This window comes from Enterobacter cloacae complex sp. P24RS (assembly GCF_014982165.1).
Taxonomy (GTDB): Bacteria; Pseudomonadota; Gammaproteobacteria; order Enterobacterales; family Enterobacteriaceae; genus Enterobacter; species Enterobacter quasihormaechei.
This window is the reverse complement of sequence record NZ_JADCKU010000008.1, coordinates 33,933-54,422: the sequence shown is the minus strand read 5'-3', so window position 1 is coordinate 54,422 and position 20,490 is coordinate 33,933. Positions and strand designations below refer to the sequence as shown.

Genomic DNA, 20,490 nt, shown 5'->3' with positions numbered 1-20,490 from the left:
TCAACATATAATCTCTTTGCCTCGCTGTCACCTGATGAAAACTCACGATTTTCTGCCAGCACCTATACTGTTTTTTCATGGCAACACTCTTCACACTGACAGGAGTTGAGAATGATCGATCTCTATTATGCCCCCACCCCGAATGGCCATAAGATCACCCTCTTTCTCGAAGAAGCCGAAGTGGAGTACCGGATCGTTCGCGTGGATATCAGTAAAGGGGACCAGTTCCGCCCCGTTTTTTTGGCCATATCGCCCAACAATAAAATTCCGGCCATTATTGATAACCTGCCCTCTGACGGCGGCAAACCGTTAAGCCTGTTTGAGTCCGGAGAGATATTGCTCTATCTGGCGGAGAAAACCGGCAAGCTCCTGAGCGGTGAACTGCGCGAGCGTCACCAGACCCTTCAGTGGCTGTTCTGGCAGTCAAGCGGCCTGGGGCCCATGCTGGGGCAGAACCACCACTTTACCGCGTATGCGCCGCAGACTATCCCTTACGCCATTGAGCGATACCAGGTCGAAACCCAGCGCCTGTACGGTGTTCTGAATCGTCGGCTGGAAAAATCACCGTGGCTCGGTGGTGAGCATTACAGCATCGCCGATATCGCCTGCTGGCCGTGGATCAACACCCATGAACGCCACCGGATCGACCTGGCCTCTTATCCGGCGGTGAACAACTGGTTTGAGCGCATCAGGACCCGACCGGCCACCGAACGCGCGATGCAAAAAATCCATCAGATTTGAGCCTGCGCCCCGTTGGGTACAGGTGTTCTCCTCATGTATGATGAGGCAGAAATACTGACACGGAGAAGACCTGCAATGTCCCAGCATGACGCTATTATTCGTATAAAAAACTTACGCTTACGCACGTTCATCGGTATTAAAGAGGAGGAGATCGCTAATCGCCAGGATATCGTGGTGAATGTGGTGATCCATTACCCGGCAGACAAGGCGCGCGCCAGCGAGGATATCAATGACGCGCTGAACTATCGCACGATCACCAAAAGCATCATCCAGTACGTTGAGAACAACCGTTTTGCGCTACTGGAAAAATTAACTCAGGATGTGCTCGATATCGCACGCGAACACCACTGGGTCACTTATGCTGAAGTAGAGATCGATAAACTTCACGCCCTGCGCTACGCCGACTCCGTCTCGATGACGTTAAGCTGGCAGCGCCAGGCGTAAACCTGGAGGTAGTATGAAGATTCTGCTCACCGGCGGTACGGGCCTGATTGGTCGCCATCTCATTCCACGCTTGCAGGCGTTGCATCACGACATCACCGTGGTCACGCGCAGCCCGGAGAAAGCCCGTCAGGTGCTGGGTGCCGGCGTTGAGATCTGGAAAGGCCTGGCGGAACGGCAGGATCTGAACGGCTTTGACGCCGTCATTAACCTCGCGGGTGAACCTATTGCCGATAAACGCTGGACCGAAGAGCAAAAGCAGCGTTTATGCAGCAGCCGCTGGAACATGACCGAAAAGCTGGTTGAGCTGATTCGCAACAGCGAGACGCCGCCTTCGGTGCTGATTTCCGGTTCTGCTACAGGCTACTATGGCGATCTCGGTGAAGTGGTGGTGACCGAAGAGGAGCCACCGCACAACGAGTTTACCCATAAACTCTGCGCCCAGTGGGAGCGTATCGCCTGCGCGGCGCAGAGCGATAAGACACGCGTCTGTCTGCTGCGCACCGGCGTGGTGCTTGCCCCGAAGGGCGGTATCCTCGGTAAAATGCTGCCGCCGTTTAAAATGGGGCTTGGCGGTCCTATCGGTAACGGACGGCAGTATCTGGCGTGGATCCATATCGACGATATGGTCAACGGCATTCTCTGGCTGCTGGATAACGACCTGCGCGGGCCGTTTAACATGGTGTCTCCGTATCCGGTACGTAATGAGCAGTTTGCTCATGCCCTGGGCCATGCCCTGCATCGCCCGGCGGTGCTGCGCGTGCCTGCGACGGCGATTCGGCTGCTGATGGGTGAATCGTCGGTGCTGGTGCTGGGCGGCCAGCGCGCGCTGCCAAAACGGCTGGAAGCGGCCGGATTTACGTTCCGCTGGTATGATTTAGAAGAGGCGCTGGGGGATGTGGTGCGGTGAATATGTTACAGTCATACGCCATGTCTGGATGATATGGCGTAACTATGGCAACCCTCACCACAACCCGGCTTCACCTCTCTCCTTTCAAACCCTCTGACTGGGCGTTCTTCCGCTCACTGCGGGAAGATCCCACCGTCATGCGCTACATGGCTGCTATCACGCCGGAAAAAGAGACGCGCCGCGTATTTGCCGCACGCCTGATGGCGGAGCATGTCTTCGTGATCCGTCTGCATAATGACGATACGCCGCTCGGGGATATCGGGCTGCAAATCAGCGCAGCGAACCGTGAAGAGGCGGATATTGGCTATACCGTGGTGCCTGCCGCGCAGGGAAAAGGTATTGCCAGCGAGGCGCTGCGCGCGGTATGTGATTACGCCTTTAACCCGATCGGCGTGAAGGCGATTAATGCGTATGTACTGGCGGATAATGGCGGTTCGGTACGCGTGCTGGAGAAGGCCGGTTTTGTGCGTACGCAGGTGCTGGAGAAAGCATACGAGATTAACGGGGTGCGGTATGACGACTGGGTGTATCGGCTGGAGCGTGGTGCACCCTGAATGCAGGGCAGCGGCCTACGGTTTTTGTAGGCCCGGTAAGCGAAGCGCCACCGGGCGATTAAGCTGCACCGCCGTCTGATGCCCTCTTTATTTCAGAGATCCCTTCAGGAACTGCTGCAAGCGCGGGCTTTGCGGGTTCGCCAGCACCTCATCAGGATGCCCCTGCTCCTCAATCTTGCCCTGATGCAGGAAGATAACGTGGTTAGAAACGTTACGGGCGAAGCCCATCTCATGCGTCACCACCACCATCGTTTTGCCCTCTTCAGCCAGCTTCTGCATGATGCGCAGCACCTCGCCAACAAGTTCCGGGTCCAGCGCGGAGGTCGGTTCGTCAAACAGCAAAACTTCCGGCTCCATCGCCAGCGCGCGGGCGATGGAGACGCGCTGCTGCTGACCACCTGACAGGTGCACCGGGTATTTGATCTGCTGACGCTCGTCGATACCCACTTTCGCCAGGTATTTCACCGCACGCTCGCGGGCCTCCTGCTTGCTTAAGCCGAGCACCTGAACCGGCGCTTCCATCACGTTCTCCAGCACCGTCATGTGGCTCCAGAGGTTGAAGTGCTGGAAGACCATCGTCAGGCGCGTACGCAGCAGGCGCAGCTGGTTTTTATCCGCCACTTTAAGCTGGCCGTCTTTATCACGGACCATATTAATGTTCTGTCCGCTCACCACAATCGAACCTTCGCTCGGTTTTTCGAGGAAGTTGATGCAGCGCAGGAAGGTACTTTTACCCGAACCTGATGAACCGATAATACTGATCACGTCGCCCGCGTTAGCTTCCAGCGACACCCCTTTCAGCACTTCATGTTCGCCGTAGCGCTTGTGCAAATCAATTACGTTTAATTTGTTCTCAGCCATCATAAATTCTCAGTGCGTCGACGGTTTTATATGCTGCAACCAGCGTTTTTCAGCCTTACGGAACAGGCTGATCAGGACGTAAGAAATGATCAAATAGAGTACTGCCGCAATGCCAAACGCCGTAAACGGCTGATACGTCGCAGAGTTAATATCGCGCGCAATCTTTAACAGATCCGGTACCGTGGCGGTAAAGGCCAGTGCCGTTGAATGCAGCATTAAAATCACTTCGTTGCTGTACGCCGGCAGCGCAATACGCAGCGCTGAAGGCAGAATAATACAGCGGTAAAGCTTCACGGAGGAGAAGCCGTACGCGCGCGCCGCCTCGATCTCTCCGTGCGGCACGGAACGAATGGCACCGGCGAAGATCTCGGTGGTATAGGCGCAGGTATTGAGCGTCAGCGCCAGCACCGTACAGTTCAGGCCGCTGCGGAAGAACGCGTTCAGCATCTCGGTGCCTTTCACGATCTCAAGCGTGTACATCCCCGAATAGAACACCAGCAGCTGTACGTACAGCGGCGTACCGCGAAACACGTAGGTAAACAGCCAGATCGGGAACTGGATAAATTTATTGTTCGACACGCGGCCAATGGCCAAAAACACCGCCAGAATGCCGCCCATTACTACCGAGGAAATCAGCAGCCACAGCGTGATCGCCACGCCCGTGAAGCGGTAGCCGTCCGTCCACAGCAGGGATTTCCAGTACTCCTGAATAATCTCAATCACAGGTCAGCCCTCTTCACACCCACGGAATAGCGACGTTCGAGCAGAAGCAGCACACCATTGGAGACGGTCGTAAAGACCAGATAAATCACGCCGCAGACCACCGCAAAGTAGAACGGTTCCCAGGTGCTCTTACCCGCCAGCTGCGTGGCCTTAACCACGTCTTCCAGACCCAGCAGGGAGACCAGCGCCGTCGCCTTGAGAATAACCTGCCAGTTGTTGCCGATACCCGGCAGCGCGTAACGCATCATGGCCGGGAACATGATCCGGCGAAACGTTTGTGAGGAGGTAAAACCGTAGGCAGTCGCCGCTTCAATATGTCCCTTCGGCACGGCCATATACGCGCCGCGAAAGGTCTCGGTGAAGTAGGCGCCGTAGATAAAACCAAGGGTAATGATACCGGCCACCATCGGGTCGATATCGATCTGATCCATGCCGATAGCGTCCGTCACGCCGTTGAGTGCGATTTGCAGGCCGTAAAAGATCAGCAGCATCAGCACCAGGTCAGGCACGCCGCGAATCAGCGTGGTATAGCCTTCAAATATCAGCGCCAGCGGTCTGTTGGCGGATAACTTTGCCCCCGCGCCCGCCAGGCCTATCAGCACCGCCAGCACCACGGAGCTGATGGCCAGCTCAAGGGTGACAAGCGCGCCCTGTAAAATAACGCCAGAAAATCCGTACAGCATACCGCGTGCCCTGTCGTCTCGTGAGTGGTGGAACCGTGTCTTTTCCCCTCCCGCAACGGGAGGGGCCGCACGTTATCAGACGGGGCGATTAGCCGCCGTAGACGTTAAAATCGAAGTACTTTTTCGCCAGCTTGTCGTAGGTGCCGTCCGCGCGCATCTCGGCGAACGCTTTGTTCAGAGCCTCACGCAGTTCGTTGTCTTCTTTACGCAGGCCCATACCGGTGCCTACGCCAAAGAGTTTTTCATCCTTAATGGACGGACCGCCGAACTTGTAATCTTTACCCACAGGCTGCTTCAGGAAGCCTTCGCTTGCCGCCACTTCATCCTGGAATGCGGCATCAATGCGGCCTGCGGTCAGGTCTGCGTAGATATTTTCCTGGCCCTGGTAAGAGACAATTTCAATGCCCTTAGGCGCCCAGTGCTCGTTGCCGTAGGTTTCCTGCGTGGTCCCCTGCAACACGCCCACGCGCTTGCCTTTGAGAGACTCAAGGGTTGGCTGAATGTCAGAGGATTTCGCCACTACCAGACGTGAATCAGCCGCGTAGAGTTTGTCGGTGAAGGCAATCTCCTGCTGACGTTTTTCAGTGATGGAAAGGGAGGACATGATCACGTCGATTTTTTTCGCTTTCAGGGACGGGATCAGCGCATCCAGCGGGTTTTCAACGTAGGTACATTGCGCTTTAATGCGTTTGCACAGCTCGTTAGCCAGATCGATGTCAAAACCGACCAGTTCCCCCTTCGCATTCTTCGATTCAAAAGGTGCGTAGGTTGGATCAGTTCCAATACGAATTTTCTGCGGAATTGCTGCGAATGCCGCGGTGGCGCTGGAAAAGGCCAGTACCAGAGAAAGTGACAACACCAGTTTTTTCATATCTGTCCTCAACAAACTGTCTTAATACGAGATTTTACGACCACGGGGTGCCGTTAATGTGCCATTAATCCCCTCATTCAGGCAAAGATTAATGCCTCTGAACGGGAATTTTTGCATTTTAAATGCTTAACTATGCACACAGCGATCCAATACGGTGCATTCCCTGCACCATACTGGAACATTACACCGTGGGATGCACCACATCAGTGCATCCCGTTCAGGCATTAATCACCGTAGACGTTAAAATCGAAGTATTTCTTCGCCAGTTTGTCGTAGGTACCGTCTTTACGCAGCTCGTTAAACGCTTTGTCGAAGGCGGCTTTCAGCTCGGTATCATCCTTACGCAGGCCAATACCGGTGCCGTCGCCAAAGTATTTTTTATCTTTAACTGACGGGCCAGCAAAGGCGTACTCTTTACCCGCAGGCTGCTTCAGGAAGCCTTCGCTCGCGGCAACTTCATCCTGGAACGCGGCATCCAGACGGCCCGCCGCCAGGTCAGAGTAGATCAGATCCTGGTTCTGGTAGGCGACCACATCGACGCCCTTCTCGCGCCAGTTGGCGTTCGCGTAGCCTTCCTGGGTTGAGCCCTGAAGCACGCCAACATGCTTACCTTTCAGCGAGTCGATGGTCGGCTGGATTGGGGAGCCTTTCGCGGCAATCAGACGTGAATCGGCAGCGTAGAGCTTCTCAGAGAAGGCGATCTCCTGCTGACGTTTTTCCGTGATGGAGAGAGAAGAGATAATGGCGTCGATTTTCTTGGCTTTCAGCGACGGGATCAGCGCGTCAAAGTCACTGCCCACCCATGTGCACTTCACTTCCATGCGTTTGCACATCTCATTTCCCAGATCGATATCAAACCCCACGAAATCGCCCTTCGCATCCTTGGATGAGAATGGCGCGTAAGTTGCGTCTGTACCGATACGAACTGTCTGTGGAAGCGCTGCATAGCTGCCTGCTGCTGCACTCAAGCCCACGAGCAAAGACAGAGCCAGAACCGTCTTCTTCATACATTTACCCTCAAGAACCGTGATTTTATTATGGTTTATGTTGTGTGTTGTGTTGCAGGCTGCTCTTGCAGGTCTTATGCCACATTGTCGTCGGGTCAAGACTACGACGTTAAATATGTTAATAAAACGTTGCGATACTGCCTTAATGGTGAAAGATAGCAGGTCTGCCGAACGAACCGGAAAGAGAAAAAGGGAAAAAGCGAATTAAATGTCGAGGATATGATCGCGGTTGCAGTTTTGCCCTGAAACAGGGCAAATTGGCTTTTCATGCACCCTGGTTGTGCACGGCTTCACGTACCCTGCCAGCGGACAAAGAGATCTTCAGGCAGGTCAATATCGAACTGATCCAGTACGCGGTTAACGGTCTGATTGATGACATCGTCCAGCGTCTGCGGGCGATGATAGAACGCAGGAACCGGGGGCATAATCACCGCGCCCAGTTCGGCTGCCTTCGTCATGAGGCGCAGATGTCCCAGGTGCAGAGGGGTTTCGCGCACGCACAGCACCAGAGGGCGACGCTCTTTCAGCACCACGTCTGCCGCACGCGTCACCAGCGTGTCGGTATAGCTGTTTACAATGCCGGAAAGGGTTTTAATCGAACAGGGCAAAATAACCATGCCGGCCGTTTTAAACGAGCCTGAAGAGATGCTGGCGGCGATATCGCGGGCATCGTGCACAACGTCAGCCAGGGCCTGAACGTCGCGCAGAGAGAGATCGGTTTCAAGAGAGAGGGTCTGGCGCGCCGCCTGGCTCATCACCAGATGAGTTTCTACGCCTGCAACGTCACGCAGCACCTGTAACAGCCGGACGCCGTAAATCGCGCCGCTGGCGCCGCTGATCCCTACAATGAGTCGTTTCATGATTTTTGCCCTTGCTGATTTCAGGGCAGACTGTGCAGGATTTTACGGGGAGTTGCAAGTGAGGGCGAGCGCCCTCACCTGCACAGGCATCAACCTTCGTTGTGCATCTCTAAGCTTTCGAGATCGTTTTGCAGCTGGACGGCTTTCGCATCGTCGTTACGCAGCGAATCAAGGTAGTCGAGATACTGCTGGTCAACGTCTTTCGTCACGTAGATGCCATTGAACACCGAGCATTCGAACTGCTGGATGTCCGGGTTCTCGGCGCGCACCGCGTCGATCAGATCGTTCAGATCCTGGAAAATCAGGCCGTCGGCCCCGATGATCTGACGGATTTCGTCCACTTCGCGACCGTGAGCAATCAGCTCGTTGGCGGTTGGCATATCAATACCGTACACGTTCGGGAAGCGGATTTCCGGCGCCGCAGAGGCGAGATACACTTTCTTCGCGCCGGCTTCGCGCGCCATCTCGATGATCTGCTCGGACGTCGTACCGCGCACGATGGAGTCATCCACCAGCAGCACGTTCTTGTCGCGGAACTCGGCACGGTTAGCGTTGAGCTTACGACGTACGGACTTACGGCGCAGCTGCTGGCCCGGCATAATGAAGGTACGGCCAACGTAGCGGTTTTTCACGAAGCCCTGACGGTACGGCTTGTCGAGAATGCGGGCGATCTCTAGCGCGATGTCGCAGGAGGTTTCCGGAATCGGAATAACCACGTCGATGTCGAGATCGTCCCACTCGCGGGCAATCTTCTCGCCCAGCTTCGTGCCCATGTTGACGCGCGCGCTGTAAACGGAAATCTTGTCGATGAACGAGTCCGGACGAGCGAAGTAGACGTATTCGAACAGGCACGGGTTGCTCACCGGGTTGTCGGCGCACTGGCGGGTAAACAGCTGGCCCTTCTCGGTAATGTAAACCGCTTCGCCCGGCGCAACGTCACGCAGGAACTCGAAGCCCAGCGTGTCCAGCGCCACGCTTTCGGAGGCCACCATGTATTCAGAACGGCCATCTCCGAGGTCGCGCTTGCCGAGCACCAGCGGGCGGATCCCGTTTGGATCGCGGAAGGCCACCATGCCGTGACCGATAATCATCGCCACGCAGGCGTACGCGCCGCGGATCTGGCGGTTCGTCGCGGCAACGGCGGCAAAGATGTTATCGGCTTCCAGCGGGTAGTGGCGGAAGTTATCCAGCTCGCTGGCAAAGATATTGAGCAGGATTTCAGAATCAGAAGTGGTGTTAATGTGGCGACGTTTCTCTTCAAACAGCTTTTTACGCAGCTCGTGGGCGTTGGTCAGGTTGCCGTTGTGGGCAAGCGTGATGCCATACGGGGAGTTAACGTAAAAAGGCTGAGCCTCAGAGGCGCTGGAACTGCCAGCAGTAGGATAACGAACGTGACCGATCCCCATATTACCTTGCAGACGCTGCATATGGCGGGCTTCAAACACATCGTTTACCAGGCCGTTCGCCTTACGTAAACGGAAGCAGTTGTTTGCATCAATGGTGATGATACCCGCAGCATCCTGCCCACGGTGCTGAAGCACCGTTAACGCGTCATAAATCGACTGGTTTACCGGCATGAAACCGGCGATACCGACAATACCGCACATTCGTCTTTTCCTCGTTAAGCCACATCTCAGGGTTTATGCCCTGGGCAAGAAACTCGACGAGCTTTGCAGATAGTCAAAGAACCATCTGATGATGAAGCTGAACTCCGGAATGAGCTGCGATTTCTGCCAGTCTTCACTTTTGGAGAACCCGGTAAAGGTATCCAGGAAGAACAGGATCGCGGCCACAATCAGCACGCCTCGCAACGCACCGAAACAGATGCCGAGCACCCTGTCTGTCCCTGACAGACCGGTTTTCTCGACCAGCTGGCCTATCACATAGTTGACGATAGCGCCGACAATCAGCGTCGCGATAAACAGCAGCGCGATAGCGATTCCGTTTCGGACCAGTTCATCTTCAAAGCCCGTGAACCAGACAGACAGGTAAGTGTAGTAATGACTGGCAACAAAGAAAGCACAACCCCAGGTTACCAGCGATAACGCTTCACGAACAAAGCCACGGATCAGGCTAACCAGACAGGAAAAACCAATCACCGCAATGATGGCGTAATCAATCCAGACCATATGTGTCCCACGATTTAACGCCCTGTCATCCAGTTCGGGGCGAATTCTAACAGAAAAAGAAAACGTTTGCGTAGGGATTTCCTTCCCATGCGTAAATAAAAAAGGCGCTGAAAAAATGCTCAACGCCGTTGGCTTATTACGTCTCTTTGGACGTCTGCCATTCCCCTCACCCTCACCCTAACCTTCTCCCCTCTGGGGAAAGGGCCGGGGTGAGGGGTAGATCTTATCAGTTTGCGCTGTAGTTCATCACCACGCCGCTCAGGCCGGAGATCTGCTTCAGCTCGCCAAGCGAACCTTTGAGCTTATCTTTAGACGCATCCGGCCCCACGAGGATACGGGTAATTTTACCCTGCACCGGCGTGGTGGGTGAAGTGTAAACACGGTATCCCGCGCCGCGCAGTTTACTCACGATCTCATTGACCTTATCAGCGTTTTTCAACGCACCCAGCTGAACGACATAGGCTTTGCCCGTCGGGGCAGCCTCCTGCTGGGCCTGTCTGGCCGGTGGCGGCGTTTCCGTTGCCGCAGCCAGCTGCTCGGCCGCTTTGTCACGCTGCGGTTTAGGCTGCGTTTTCTCTACCGGCTTCGGTTTTTCAACCGGTTTAGGTTGCTCTACCGGTACGGGATCGATTTCAACATTGTTATTTGCGGCCAGACGCGACGGGTCAAGAGACGGCGCGGCTGCATCGCCTGCACGCACCTCTTCCGCTGCGCCTTCAGGCGGCTGGGCAGGTAGCGCCTGCGTTGCCGCGGGCAGCATGTCGGGCTCGTCGCGGTCGCCCGGTTTTGGCACCAGCGGAATAGCCGCAAATTCATCCTGGTAATGCTTTTTCTGCCCGTCGAGCAGCCCCGGGAGAATAATCACCCCGAGCGCGACCAGCACAATGGTTCCTGTTAAACGGTTCTGAAACTTACTCGCCACCGGTTCTCCCCGCCTCCATCACTTCCATGACATGTGCCACCGTGTGGAATGACCCACACACCAGCACGGTATCTTCTGGTTTAGCTTCCGCCATCGCGGCGCGCCAGGCCGAAACCACGCTGTCGTAGATTTCGCCTTTGCCGAGATGTTCCATTAATTGCTCAGCAGTCGCGCCACGCGGCCCCTCCAGAGGAGCACAATACCAGCTATCGACCACACTCTCCATGCAGGCCAGCGTGCCGCCGATATCTTTATCATGAAGCATACCGATAACCGCCAGCACGCGCCCGGTTTTTGGTAACGATTTGAGACGTCCTGCGAGGTACGCCGCCGCGTGCGGGTTATGCGCCACGTCCAGAATCAGACGCGGTGACTCGCTCACAATCTGGAAACGCCCCGGCAGTAGCGCGTTCTGAATACCGTCGCGGATCGCCTGCTCGCTCACCGTTAACCCGCTGGCGCGCAGTGCAGCCAGCGCGGTCGCTGCGTTAGGCTGTGGCACCTGCGGCAGCGGCAGATTCTCCAGCACGCCCTGCGCATCGCTATAGCGCCAGCCGTGGCCCTGAATCTCATACTGCCAGTCCACGCCACGACGCAGCAGCCGCGCGCCCTTCTCTTTCGCCACGTCGGCAATGGTGTGCGGCATGTCCGGCTCGCCGACCACGGCGGGCTTATTCGTACGGAAAATACCGGCCTTCTCGCGGCCAATGCTTTCGCGGTCTGGCCCCAGCCAGTCGGTGTGATCCAACGCGATGCTGGTCACGACCGCGACATCCGCATCCACCATGTTTGTCGCGTCCAGTCGCCCACCCAGCCCGACTTCCAGGATCACCACGTCCAGTTGCGCCTGCTTAAACAGCCACAGCGCCGACAGGGTGCCATATTCGAAATAGGTCAGTGAAGTTTCGCCGCGCGCCGCTTCGATAGCGGCAAACGATGCCGTGTGGGCAGATTCCGCCAGCTCGGCGTTTTGCACCCGCACGCGCTCGGTATAGCGCACCAGATGCGGAGAGCTGTAAACGCCGACCTTATAGCCGGCAGCCATCAGGACAGATTCCAGCGTGCGGCAGGTGGTGCCTTTCCCGTTAGTGCCGGCGACGGTAAACACGAACGGCGCGGGTTTCAGCACGTCGAGACGCGCGGCAACCTGGCTTACGCGCTCAAGGCCCATGTCGATGGTTTTACTGTGCAGGTTTTCCAGATAAGAAAGCCACGCGGCCAGGGGCGACGTGGCTTGAGGAATGCTTTTATTTTCCATGATGCCCGGTTGTCATTAACGGTTTAGAAAGCAAAAGGGCAGCGCCATTCGGCCCTGCCCTTTTCAGTTATCAGGCCTCGGGTTCCTGATCCGGTACGACCACGCCTTCGCGCGGCTCGTCCGGGTTAGGCGCTGGCAGATTCATCAGCTTCGCCAGAATGCTGGCCAGCTTGAGGCGCATTTCCGGACGGCGGACGATCATATCGATAGCGCCTTTCTCAATGAGGAACTCACTGCGCTGGAAGCCCGGCGGCAGTTTCTCACGTACGGTCTGTTCGATAACGCGAGGACCGGCAAAGCCGATCAGCGCTTTTGGCTCGGCGATGTTCAGATCGCCCAGCATTGCGAAGCTCGCAGAGACGCCACCCATGGTTGGGTCGGTCAGTACCGAGATATACGGCAGACCGCGTTCCTGCATTTTCGCCAGCGCAGCGGAGGTTTTCGCCATCTGCATCAGGGACATCAGCGCTTCCTGCATACGCGCACCACCGGAGGCGGAGAAGCAGATCAGCGGGCAGTTGTCTTCCAGCGCCTGCTCAACGGCACGCACGAAACGCGCGCCGACCACGGAGCCCATTGAGCCGCCCATAAAGGAGAACTCAAACGCAGCGGCAACCACCGGCATCTCATGCAGGGTGCCCTTCATGACGATCAGCGCGTCTTTCTCGCCGGTCTCTTTCTGTGCAGAGGCCAGACGATCTTTGTATTTTTTGGAGTCGCGGAACTTGAGCACATCTTTTGGCTCCAGTTCGCTGCCCAGTTCTACCAGAGAACCTTCGTCCAGCAGGCTATGCAGGCGGTTGCGCGCCGACATACGCATGTGGTGGTCACACTTCGGACACACCTCAAGATTGCGTTCCAGCTCTGCACGATACAGAACCTGGCCGCAGCTATCACACTTCGTCCATACCCCTTCAGGAATGCTCGCTTTACGCGTCGGGGTAATGTTGCTTTTAATTCGTTCAATCCAGCTCATTGATAACCTTTCTGCCTGAACCTGGTCGTATGCCAGTTTTGCTGTAAGAGGCGAATAATGCCATTTTTGCCTCCAACAGACCATGAATGTTGCACATTAAAACATAACAGCCCGAAACTTTGGATAAAAAAGTGGTCGAACCGCCAGCGTGCATTTACTTCGCTTGTTTTGCTGCCGCGCGTTTGTGACGAATGATTTCGATAACACCCGGCAGAACGGAAAGCACAATAATCGCTACAATCAGTAACTTAAGGTTTTCCTGAACCACAGGCAGATCGCCAAACAGGTAGCCCGCATAGGTAAAGAGCAACACCCAAAGCAGTGCGCCCACCACGTTGTACATCGCAAAATGACGATAGGACATGTGTCCCATTCCCGCCACAAACGGTGCAAATGTGCGCACAATAGGCACAAAACGGGCAAGGATAATGGTTTTTCCGCCATGACGTTCATAGAACGCATGGGTCTTGTCTAAATAACTGCGGCGGAAAATCTTCGAGTCCGGATTACTAAACAACCGCTCGCCAAACACTCGCCCGATGGTGTAGTTGACCGCATCGCCAACAATCGCCGCGACGATCATCAGGACGACCATCAGATGGACGTTCAGGTCATTGGTTGGCAGTGCAGATAACGCACCGGCCACGAACAGCAGCGAATCTCCCGGCAGGAACGGCGTAACCACAAGGCCGGTTTCACAGAACAGAATGAGGAACAGAATGGCGTATACCCAGACGCCGTACTGCGCGACCAGCTCCGCCAGGTGAACATCAATGTGCAGGATGAAATCAATCAGAAAACGTATTACGTCCATATTGTCTAAGCCTTAATTGCACCTTTGTTTAGTCCGCTAAAAACAGCGGGCCCATTGGCGGTTTTGGCAGGTCGAACCGGTCCGGATAATCCACCGAAACCAGATACAGCCCTTCCGCTTTCGCCGTTGCTGCCGCAAGCGTTCTGTCCTTCGCTGCCAGCAGTTCTGCAATCCAGCTCTCCGGCTGGTGTCCGGCGCCCACTTCCATCAGGCTGCCCACGATATTCCGCACCATATGATGTACAAAGGCATTGGCTTTGATATCCACCACCACATACGCGCCATAACGACTGACGTTAATGTGCATGACGTTACGCCACGGCGTACGGGACTGACACTGCACCGCACGAAACGACGTAAAATCATTTTCTCCAATCAGGCACTGCGCCGCGCGATGCATGCGTTCTGCATCCAGCGGTTCATAAAAATGCGTTACGCCCTGGCTTAACACGGCCGGGCGCAGACGCTGGTTGTAGATGACATAACGGTAGCGCCGCGCCGTCGCGCTGAAGCGCGCGTGAAAATCATCCGGCACAGCTTTCACCCAACGCACGGCAATGTCACCAGGTAAATTCGCATTTACACCCAGCGTCCAGGCCGCATCTTTACGTACCGCAGTGGTTTCAAAGTGCACCACCTGCCCCGTGCCGTGAACCCCGGCATCGGTGCGGCCCGCACAGAAGACGCTGATCGGTTCGTTCGCTACCTGAGAGAGCGCTTTTTCCAGCTTCTCCTGGACGCTGCGCACCTCATTCTGACGCTGCCAGCCATAGTATTTACTGCCATCGTACTCAATGCCGAGGGCAATTCTGTGGACCGGCTTTTGCTCCACGTCTGACATCAGTACAGATACTCCTGCACCAGTTTTTCCGCGATTTTGACCGCCATCAGCGCGCCGCCAAAACGCACGTTGTCGGCAACGGACCAGAACTGCACCTGCTCCGGCATACCGTAATCGTTACGTACGCAGGCCACGGAGAGATGCGCGCTGCCGGTGGCATCGCCCACCTGCGTCGGGAATTCGCTCTCTTCGGAAAGGACAATGTCCTCACCGCGGCCAAACGCGTCGCGCGCTTCTTCAGCCGCCAATGGACGCAGGGCTTCAAAGCCGACCATCTGCGCATGGCCGTAAAAGACCGGAGACTGTACGACGTTCGCGGAGATCATCAGCCCGTCATCCTGCAAAATTTTGCGCGCTTCATCGACGATACGACGCTCTTCCCGCACCGAACCTTCACGATCCGGCAGCAGCGGCAGCATGTTGAACGCCAGCTGGCGGCCAAAGAAATCATCTTCGTCGATCGGGATCCCGTTCAGCAGCTTCGCGCTCTGCCCTGCCAGCGCGTCTACGGCTTTTTTGCCATTAGCCGAAGCCGACAGCAGGCTGGTCACGGTAATGCGCGACAGGCCACCGTCGTCGATCAGCGGCTTCAGCGCGGTCAGCAGCTGGCTGGTGAGGCTGTTTGGTACCGCAATGATGTTGCGGTTGCGGTAATCAGCCAGCACAAACGGGTTAACGTCCGGCACCACCAGCGGCACATCCGGCTCAAGGGAGAACAGGCCGCTCAGGTCGATCACCAGACAGCCTGAATTGGTCGCCTCTTCAATGTAAGACGCCGTCGCCTCTGCACCTGCGGCAAAAAACGCCAGCTGAGCCTGGGTCCAGTCAAATGCGGCGGCATCCTGCACCATCACGGATTTTCCGCCGAAACGCAGATGTTCACCCGCGCTGTCGGTACGCGCCAGCGCGTAAATTTCGCCCACCGGGAACTGGCGCTCAGCAAGGGTTTCAAGCAGGGCTTCGCCCACGGCGCCAGTGGCGCCCAAAATGGCAATGTTCCAGCCTTCAGACATGGTGGTTTACTCCAGAAATAAAAACGCGTCCCTGTCGGCGTTTCCAACAGGGAGCAGAAAGACATTAACGTGCCGGGTGGTGAACGGCGTTAAATCCCAGCTGATGCAGCAGCGCCGCCGCGGAGGCGTCATCGCACATCACATACAGGGAGGACCACTCGCGGCGCTCAAGGTAATTTTTGCGCAGCTTGTCAAACTCACCCGGAATACCCGCCACTTTACGCAGCAGCGCGTCATCGCGGCGCACATCATACACCAAATGCACCAGTCTTTTTAGCGTTGCCTCATCCAGCGGGCCATGAAGGGTAATGCGGCCAAATTCCGGCGCGGGAAGCAGTGTATCCAGCGCCACCTGCTGCGGATGGCCGATAAAGGCGCTGTAGGCCTCAAATACCTGAGTCGTACCGCGCGCCTTGCCTTCGAGGGTATAACCCGCAATATGCGCGGTCCCCACGTCCACCTTATTCAGCAATGCGACATTAAGATCCGGCTCGGGCTCCCAGACGTCCAGCACAACGCTCAGATCTTGTCCCTCGTCGAGACATTTCAGCAGCGCCGCGTTATCCACCACCGGACCGCGGCAGGCATTTATCAGAATAGTGCCAGCCTTCAGACGGCGAATTAGCGTCTCGTCGGCCAGGTGCAGAGACCGGTACGGCCCCTCTTTGAAAAGCGGCGTGTGGAAGGTGATGACGTCGCACTCGTCGACCAGCTCGTCCAGCGTGCGGAAATCGCCTTCATCGCCGTTATCCTTGCGCGGCGGATCGCACAGCAAGGTGCGAATGCCCCAGGCTTCCAGACGCTTTTGCAGACGTCCGCCGACGTTGCCCACGCCCACAATACCTACGGTGCGGTCTTTCAGCGCAAACCCATCGCGCTCGGCCAGCATCAATAATGCGGAAAAAACATATTCCACGACGGCAATGGCGTTACAGCCTGGCGCCGCTGAAAAACCAATCCCCGCCTGCTTAAGCCACTGGTCATCCACATGATCGGTCCCGGCCGTTGCCGTCCCGACAAATTTGATCCCTTTGCCGGTGAGCAGTGCCTCATTTACTTTGGTCACCGAGCGCACCATCAGGGCGTCTGCATCGTCCAGTTCGCTGACCGGAATCGGGCGACCAGGGACAGCCTTAACCTCGCCCAGGCGGCTGAATAGCTCACGGGCGTAAGGCATATTTTCATCAACGAGGATTTTCACGTCTGAGTACCTGTTTGAGAGGAAGTAAACCTGCCAAGTGTGCCATAATCTCGCCGCCGGGCATATATCTCCGCCCGGTTACGCAGAGTTTGACTTTAAGGATTTTTGACGATGCAGCCCATTTCAGGTACGCCTCCGCGCCCTCCGGGTGAAGGCCCCGTAGCGCCCAACACGCCAGGCGAACAGCCGCTCTCCACGCAACAGCGCACCGTGCTGGAGCGTCTGATCACGCGCCTAATTGCGTTGACCTCGCAGCAAAACGCAGAGGTATGGGCCGGCGTTAAGCACGATTTGGGCGTCAGAAACGATGCGCCGCTCCAGTCGCGCCATTTCCCTGCCGCTGAACAAAACCTGAACCAGCGTCTTACCAGCGCACAGCAGCAACATACCACCCGCCAGATTGTCTCGCAGCTGACCGAGCTGTTGGGCCAGGGGAATAATCGTCAGGCGGTGAGTGATTTTATCCGTCAACAGTACGGGCATACCGCCCTGAGCCAGCTTTCGCCGGACCAGCTGAAAACCGTGCTGACCCTGCTGCAAAGCAACCAGCTTTCGATCCCGCAGCCACAACAGCGCCCGTCGACAGAACGGCCATTGCAGCCAGCGGAGCATAATACGCTCAAGCAGATGGTCACAAAGCTGGCTGCCGCCACCGGCGAACCGACAAAGCTCATCTGGCAATCCATGCTGGAACTTTCCGGCGTGAAAGCGGGCGAGCTGATCCCGGCAAAACAGTTTACCCATCTGGTCACCTGGCTCCAGGCGCGTCAGACGCTCAGCGCCCAGACCGCCCCGACGCTGCATACGGTGCAGGCGTCGCTTAAGCAGCCGCTTGAGCGGCAAGAGTTTGAAGCTGTTCGGGAATATGCTCAGCAGGCCTGGCAGGCCACGCCGCAAACGGTGCTGACCACCGCGCAGGTACAGGATTTACTGAATCAAATCTTTATTCGCCGCGCCGAGCGGGAAGGCGGCGTGCCGGAAGTGCGTAACGTTCAGCCCATCTACAGCCCGCTGTTTGCCCCGGTTGTCGACACGTTTAAAACGCTCTCTGCCCGTCCGGGATTGATGTTTATCGCGCTGATGATTGCGCTGGCGCTTTTCTGGCTGGTTGTCTGAGGTTTTGCCCGGTGGCGCTCCGCTTACCGGGCCTACAACGGCTCGAACCGTAGGCCGGGTAAGGCGCAGCCGCCACCCGGCAACATATTACCGCTTCCGAAACGCCACCAGCGTCACCACGATCCCCACCACCGCAGAAACCGCACCGGCGAGAAATACGGAAGGATAGCCAAACGACGTCGCCAGCACGCCCGCCAGCGGTCCGGTTATCCCGTAGGAAATATCCTGAAACGCCGCATAGCCGCCCAGCGCCGTGCCGCGCACCTGCGGTGCGACGCGCTTCACCACCTCAACGCCCAGCGCCGGGAAGATCAGCGAACAGCCGCAGCCGGTTAACGCCGCACCCAGCAGCGCAACGTAAGCGGACGGAGCCTGCCAGAGCAGCACCAGACCTACCGTCTCAATAACCAGTGACGCCACGGCCACCTTCACGCCGCCAAAGCGATCCGGCATCCAGCCAAACAGCACGCGCATCAATACAAACGCGCCACCAAAGGCCGTCAGCGTAAAGCCCGCCATCGCCCAGCCGCGGCTCATAAAATAGAGAGAGACGAAGGTGCCAATCACCGCGAAGCCTACTCCCTGAAGCGCCAGCCCCAGCCCTGGCTGCCAGATTTGCCCCACCACGCTCCACAGCGAAGGACGTTCGCCTTTATGGGCGGGCACCTTGCGTACCGAACCGTTAAACGCCCACGCCAGCAGCGGTAATACCATGGTGGTTGCTGCCAGCGCCGCAAAACCAAACTGGCTGTGGATCAGCAAACCCAGCGGCGCGCCTGCCGCCAGCGCGCCGTAAATCGCCATCCCGTTCCAGGACATCACTTTACCGGAACGCGCAGGCCCCACCAGCCCCATTCCCCAGGTCAGGGTGCCGGTCAACAGCTGGCTTTCGCCAAAACCGAGGATCAGGCGCCCCACTACCAGCAGCGCGAATTTATACGCTGCATCTATCGGCAACAGCGCCGCCAGCAGCCAGGCGCTTCCCGCCAGCCCACAGGCAAACATGCCCTGCAATGCCGAGCGTTTTGCGCCGTGCTGGTCCGCCAGACGCCCGGCGTAGCCCCGGGTTAACACCGTCGCTAAAAACTGAATGCCCACCGCAATGCCGACCATGGTGTTGCCATAGCCCAGCTCATGGTGAACGAACAAGGGGATCACCGGCAGCGGAAGGCCAACGGTCATATAGGTCAGAAACACCGCAAAGGCGATGCGGAAAAGGGAAAGGTTCCCGGAAGGAGCGTTCTTCTCAGGGGTAACAGCCTTCATGCATAACTCCGTGTTCAGGCATAAAAAAGGGAGCCGCGCGGCTCCCTTCTACTATACCTTCAAACGCTTACGCTTTCAGCTTGCGCATCACCAGCGTGGCGTTGGTGCCGCCGAAGCCGAAGCTGTTGGACATAACGGTCGTCAGCTCACGTTCGGTAGTTTCGGTCACGATGTTCAGGCCAGCCGCCTGCTCGTCCATCTCGTCGATGTTGATGCTCGGGGCGATAAAGCCGTTTTCCAGCATCAGCAGAGAGTAGATCGCTTCCTGCACGCCCGCCGCACCCAGAGAGTGACCGGTCATGGCTTTGGTGGCAGAGATAGCCGGGCTGTTGTCGCCGAACACTTCGCGGATGGCACCCAGCTCTTTCACGTCGCCTACCGGAGTAGAGGTACCGTGGGAGTTCAGGTAGTCGATTGGGGTATCAACGCCGTGCATCGCCATCTTCATACAGCGCACCGCGCCTTCGCCGGATGGAGCAACCATGTCAGCGCCGTCAGACGTTGCGCCGTAGCCCACGATCTCAGCGTAGATGTGCGCGCCACGCGCCAGCGCGTGTTCCAGCTCTTCAACCACGACCATGCCGCCGCCGCCCGCGATAACAAAACCGTCGCGGTGTGCGTCATAGGTACGGGATGCTTTGTCTGGCGTTTCGTTGTATTTGGTGGACAGTGCGCCCATCGCGTCGAACTCGCAGGCCATTTCCCAGCCCAGCTCTTCGCCGCCGCCAGCAAAGACAATGTCCTGTTTGCCGAGCTGGATCTGCTCAACCGCATTACCGATACAGTGCGCGGAGGTCGCACACGCGGAGCTGATGGAGTAGTTCACGCCGTGGATTTTGAACGGCGTTGCCAGGCACGCGGATACCGCAGAACCCATCGCTTTGGTCACAACGTATGGACCGACCGCTTTCAGGCCGCGCGGGCTACGCATGGCGTCAGCACCGAACACCTGCGCCTTAGAGGAACCGCCGGAACCGGCAATCAGGCCAACGCGTGGGTTGTTCTGGTAGGCGTCTTCGCTCAGACCAGAATCCTTGATCGCTTCCTGCATGGAAAGATAGGCATAGATAGAGGCATCGTTCATGAAACGAACCACTTTACGGTCAATTAAACCGGTGGTATCCAGTTTAACGTTACCCCATACGTGGCTACGCATTCCAGAATCTTTAAACTCTTCAGAGAAAGTGATCCCGGAGCGTCCTTCACGCAGAGATGCCAGGACTTCCTGCTGGTTATTACCGATGCTGGAAACGATGCCCAGGCCAGTAATCACTGCACGTTTCATTCAATACCTCTGTAAGTC

Annotated in this window: 22 protein-coding genes; 5 read left to right on the top strand and 17 right to left on the bottom strand. The window is 56.8% G+C overall.

The features are described from left to right. Nucleotides 1-111 precede the first annotated feature (111 nt). The 4 genes from yfcG (at nt 112) to INF58_RS10575 (ending at nt 2,646) form a co-directional block, all read left to right on the top strand. Nucleotides 112-741, top strand: a complete 630-nt coding sequence (gene yfcG / locus INF58_RS10590; protein ID WP_063450405.1) for a GSH-dependent disulfide bond oxidoreductase — start codon at nt 112-114, stop codon at nt 739-741. Nucleotides 742-816: 75 nt separating this feature from the next. Then, on the top strand, nt 817-1,185 hold the full coding sequence (gene folX / locus INF58_RS10585; protein ID WP_003861432.1) for a dihydroneopterin triphosphate 2'-epimerase: 369 nt from the start codon (nt 817-819) through the stop codon (nt 1,183-1,185). A gap of 13 nt (nt 1,186-1,198) precedes the next feature. Next, on the top strand, nt 1,199-2,092 hold the full coding sequence (locus tag INF58_RS10580) for a TIGR01777 family oxidoreductase (RefSeq protein ID WP_193527652.1): 894 nt from the start codon (nt 1,199-1,201) through the stop codon (nt 2,090-2,092). A 44-nt stretch (nt 2,093-2,136) separates the two neighbouring features. Beyond that, on the top strand, nt 2,137-2,646 hold the full coding sequence (locus INF58_RS10575; RefSeq protein WP_193527651.1) for a GNAT family N-acetyltransferase: 510 nt from the start codon (nt 2,137-2,139) through the stop codon (nt 2,644-2,646). Nucleotides 2,647-2,733: 87 nt separating this feature from the next. Here INF58_RS10575 and hisP read toward each other — a convergent pair whose 3' ends face one another. The 15 genes from hisP to pdxB form a co-directional block, all read right to left on the bottom strand. Beyond that, on the bottom strand, nt 2,734-3,507 hold the full coding sequence (gene hisP / locus INF58_RS10570) for a histidine ABC transporter ATP-binding protein HisP (RefSeq protein WP_003861426.1): 774 nt from the start codon (nt 3,505-3,507) through the stop codon (nt 2,734-2,736). A gap of 9 nt (nt 3,508-3,516) precedes the next feature. After that, nucleotides 3,517-4,230: an ABC transporter permease gene (locus INF58_RS10565; RefSeq protein WP_003861424.1), complete on the bottom strand. Its 714-nt coding sequence runs from the start codon at nt 4,228-4,230 to the stop codon at nt 3,517-3,519. After that, nucleotides 4,227-4,913 (bottom strand): histidine ABC transporter permease HisQ, encoded by a 687-nt coding sequence (locus INF58_RS10560; protein ID WP_006811404.1) that lies wholly within the window; start codon nt 4,911-4,913, stop codon nt 4,227-4,229. The genes INF58_RS10565 and INF58_RS10560 overlap by 4 nt, the downstream gene beginning before the upstream one ends. 88 nt (nt 4,914-5,001) lie before the next feature. Continuing rightward, nucleotides 5,002-5,784: a histidine ABC transporter substrate-binding protein HisJ gene (hisJ, locus tag INF58_RS10555; protein ID WP_003861421.1), complete on the bottom strand. Its 783-nt coding sequence runs from the start codon at nt 5,782-5,784 to the stop codon at nt 5,002-5,004. Between the two features lie 224 nt (nt 5,785-6,008). Then, entirely contained in the window at nt 6,009-6,791 is a 783-nt protein-coding gene (gene argT / locus INF58_RS10550; protein ID WP_006811405.1) for a lysine/arginine/ornithine ABC transporter substrate-binding protein ArgT, read from the bottom strand. A gap of 290 nt (nt 6,792-7,081) precedes the next feature. Continuing rightward, nucleotides 7,082-7,651, bottom strand: a complete 570-nt coding sequence (locus INF58_RS10545) for a UbiX family flavin prenyltransferase (protein WP_193527650.1) — start codon at nt 7,649-7,651, stop codon at nt 7,082-7,084. Between the two features lie 89 nt (nt 7,652-7,740). Next, entirely contained in the window at nt 7,741-9,258 is a 1,518-nt protein-coding gene (gene purF, locus INF58_RS10540; protein ID WP_008502595.1) for an amidophosphoribosyltransferase, read from the bottom strand. A 33-nt stretch (nt 9,259-9,291) separates the two neighbouring features. Further along, the gene (gene cvpA / locus INF58_RS10535; RefSeq protein WP_063868171.1) at nt 9,292-9,780 is read right to left on the bottom strand and encodes a colicin V production protein; all 489 of its coding nucleotides are present in this window, start codon (nt 9,778-9,780) and stop codon (nt 9,292-9,294) included. A gap of 226 nt (nt 9,781-10,006) precedes the next feature. Next, entirely contained in the window at nt 10,007-10,702 is a 696-nt protein-coding gene (gene dedD / locus INF58_RS10530; protein WP_063868170.1) for a cell division protein DedD, read from the bottom strand. Further along, nucleotides 10,692-11,960, bottom strand: coding sequence for a bifunctional tetrahydrofolate synthase/dihydrofolate synthase (gene folC, locus INF58_RS10525; protein WP_193527649.1), 1,269 nt, complete (start codon nt 11,958-11,960; stop codon nt 10,692-10,694). The genes dedD and folC overlap by 11 nt, the downstream gene beginning before the upstream one ends. Nucleotides 11,961-12,030: 70 nt before the next feature. Then, entirely contained in the window at nt 12,031-12,936 is a 906-nt protein-coding gene (accD, locus tag INF58_RS10520) for an acetyl-CoA carboxylase, carboxyltransferase subunit beta (RefSeq protein WP_003861408.1), read from the bottom strand. 154 nt (nt 12,937-13,090) lie between these two features. Beyond that, on the bottom strand, nt 13,091-13,750 hold the full coding sequence (locus INF58_RS10515) for a DedA family protein (protein WP_063450414.1): 660 nt from the start codon (nt 13,748-13,750) through the stop codon (nt 13,091-13,093). A gap of 28 nt (nt 13,751-13,778) precedes the next feature. Continuing rightward, nucleotides 13,779-14,591: a tRNA pseudouridine(38-40) synthase TruA gene (gene truA / locus INF58_RS10510; protein ID WP_193035573.1), complete on the bottom strand. Its 813-nt coding sequence runs from the start codon at nt 14,589-14,591 to the stop codon at nt 13,779-13,781. Continuing rightward, nucleotides 14,591-15,604, bottom strand: a complete 1,014-nt coding sequence (locus INF58_RS10505) for an aspartate-semialdehyde dehydrogenase (protein WP_063450416.1) — start codon at nt 15,602-15,604, stop codon at nt 14,591-14,593. The genes truA and INF58_RS10505 overlap by 1 nt, the downstream gene beginning before the upstream one ends. 64 nt (nt 15,605-15,668) lie before the next feature. After that, nucleotides 15,669-16,805, bottom strand: coding sequence for a 4-phosphoerythronate dehydrogenase PdxB (gene pdxB, locus INF58_RS10500; protein WP_193527648.1), 1,137 nt, complete (start codon nt 16,803-16,805; stop codon nt 15,669-15,671). Between the two features lie 111 nt (nt 16,806-16,916). Here pdxB and flk point away from each other — a divergent pair, with 111 nt between their 5' ends. Further along, complete coding sequence (gene flk, locus INF58_RS10495) at nt 16,917-17,921, top strand: flagella biosynthesis regulator Flk (protein WP_063868162.1); 1,005 nt, start codon at nt 16,917-16,919, stop codon at nt 17,919-17,921. Between the two features lie 87 nt (nt 17,922-18,008). Here flk and INF58_RS10490 read toward each other — a convergent pair whose 3' ends face one another. Both INF58_RS10490 and fabB read right to left on the bottom strand, forming a co-directional pair. Then, the gene (locus tag INF58_RS10490) at nt 18,009-19,187 is read right to left on the bottom strand and encodes an MFS transporter (RefSeq protein ID WP_193527647.1); all 1,179 of its coding nucleotides are present in this window, start codon (nt 19,185-19,187) and stop codon (nt 18,009-18,011) included. 67 nt (nt 19,188-19,254) lie between these two features. Beyond that, nucleotides 19,255-20,472: a beta-ketoacyl-ACP synthase I gene (gene fabB, locus INF58_RS10485; protein WP_022648859.1), complete on the bottom strand. Its 1,218-nt coding sequence runs from the start codon at nt 20,470-20,472 to the stop codon at nt 19,255-19,257. Nucleotides 20,473-20,490 lie beyond the last annotated feature (18 nt).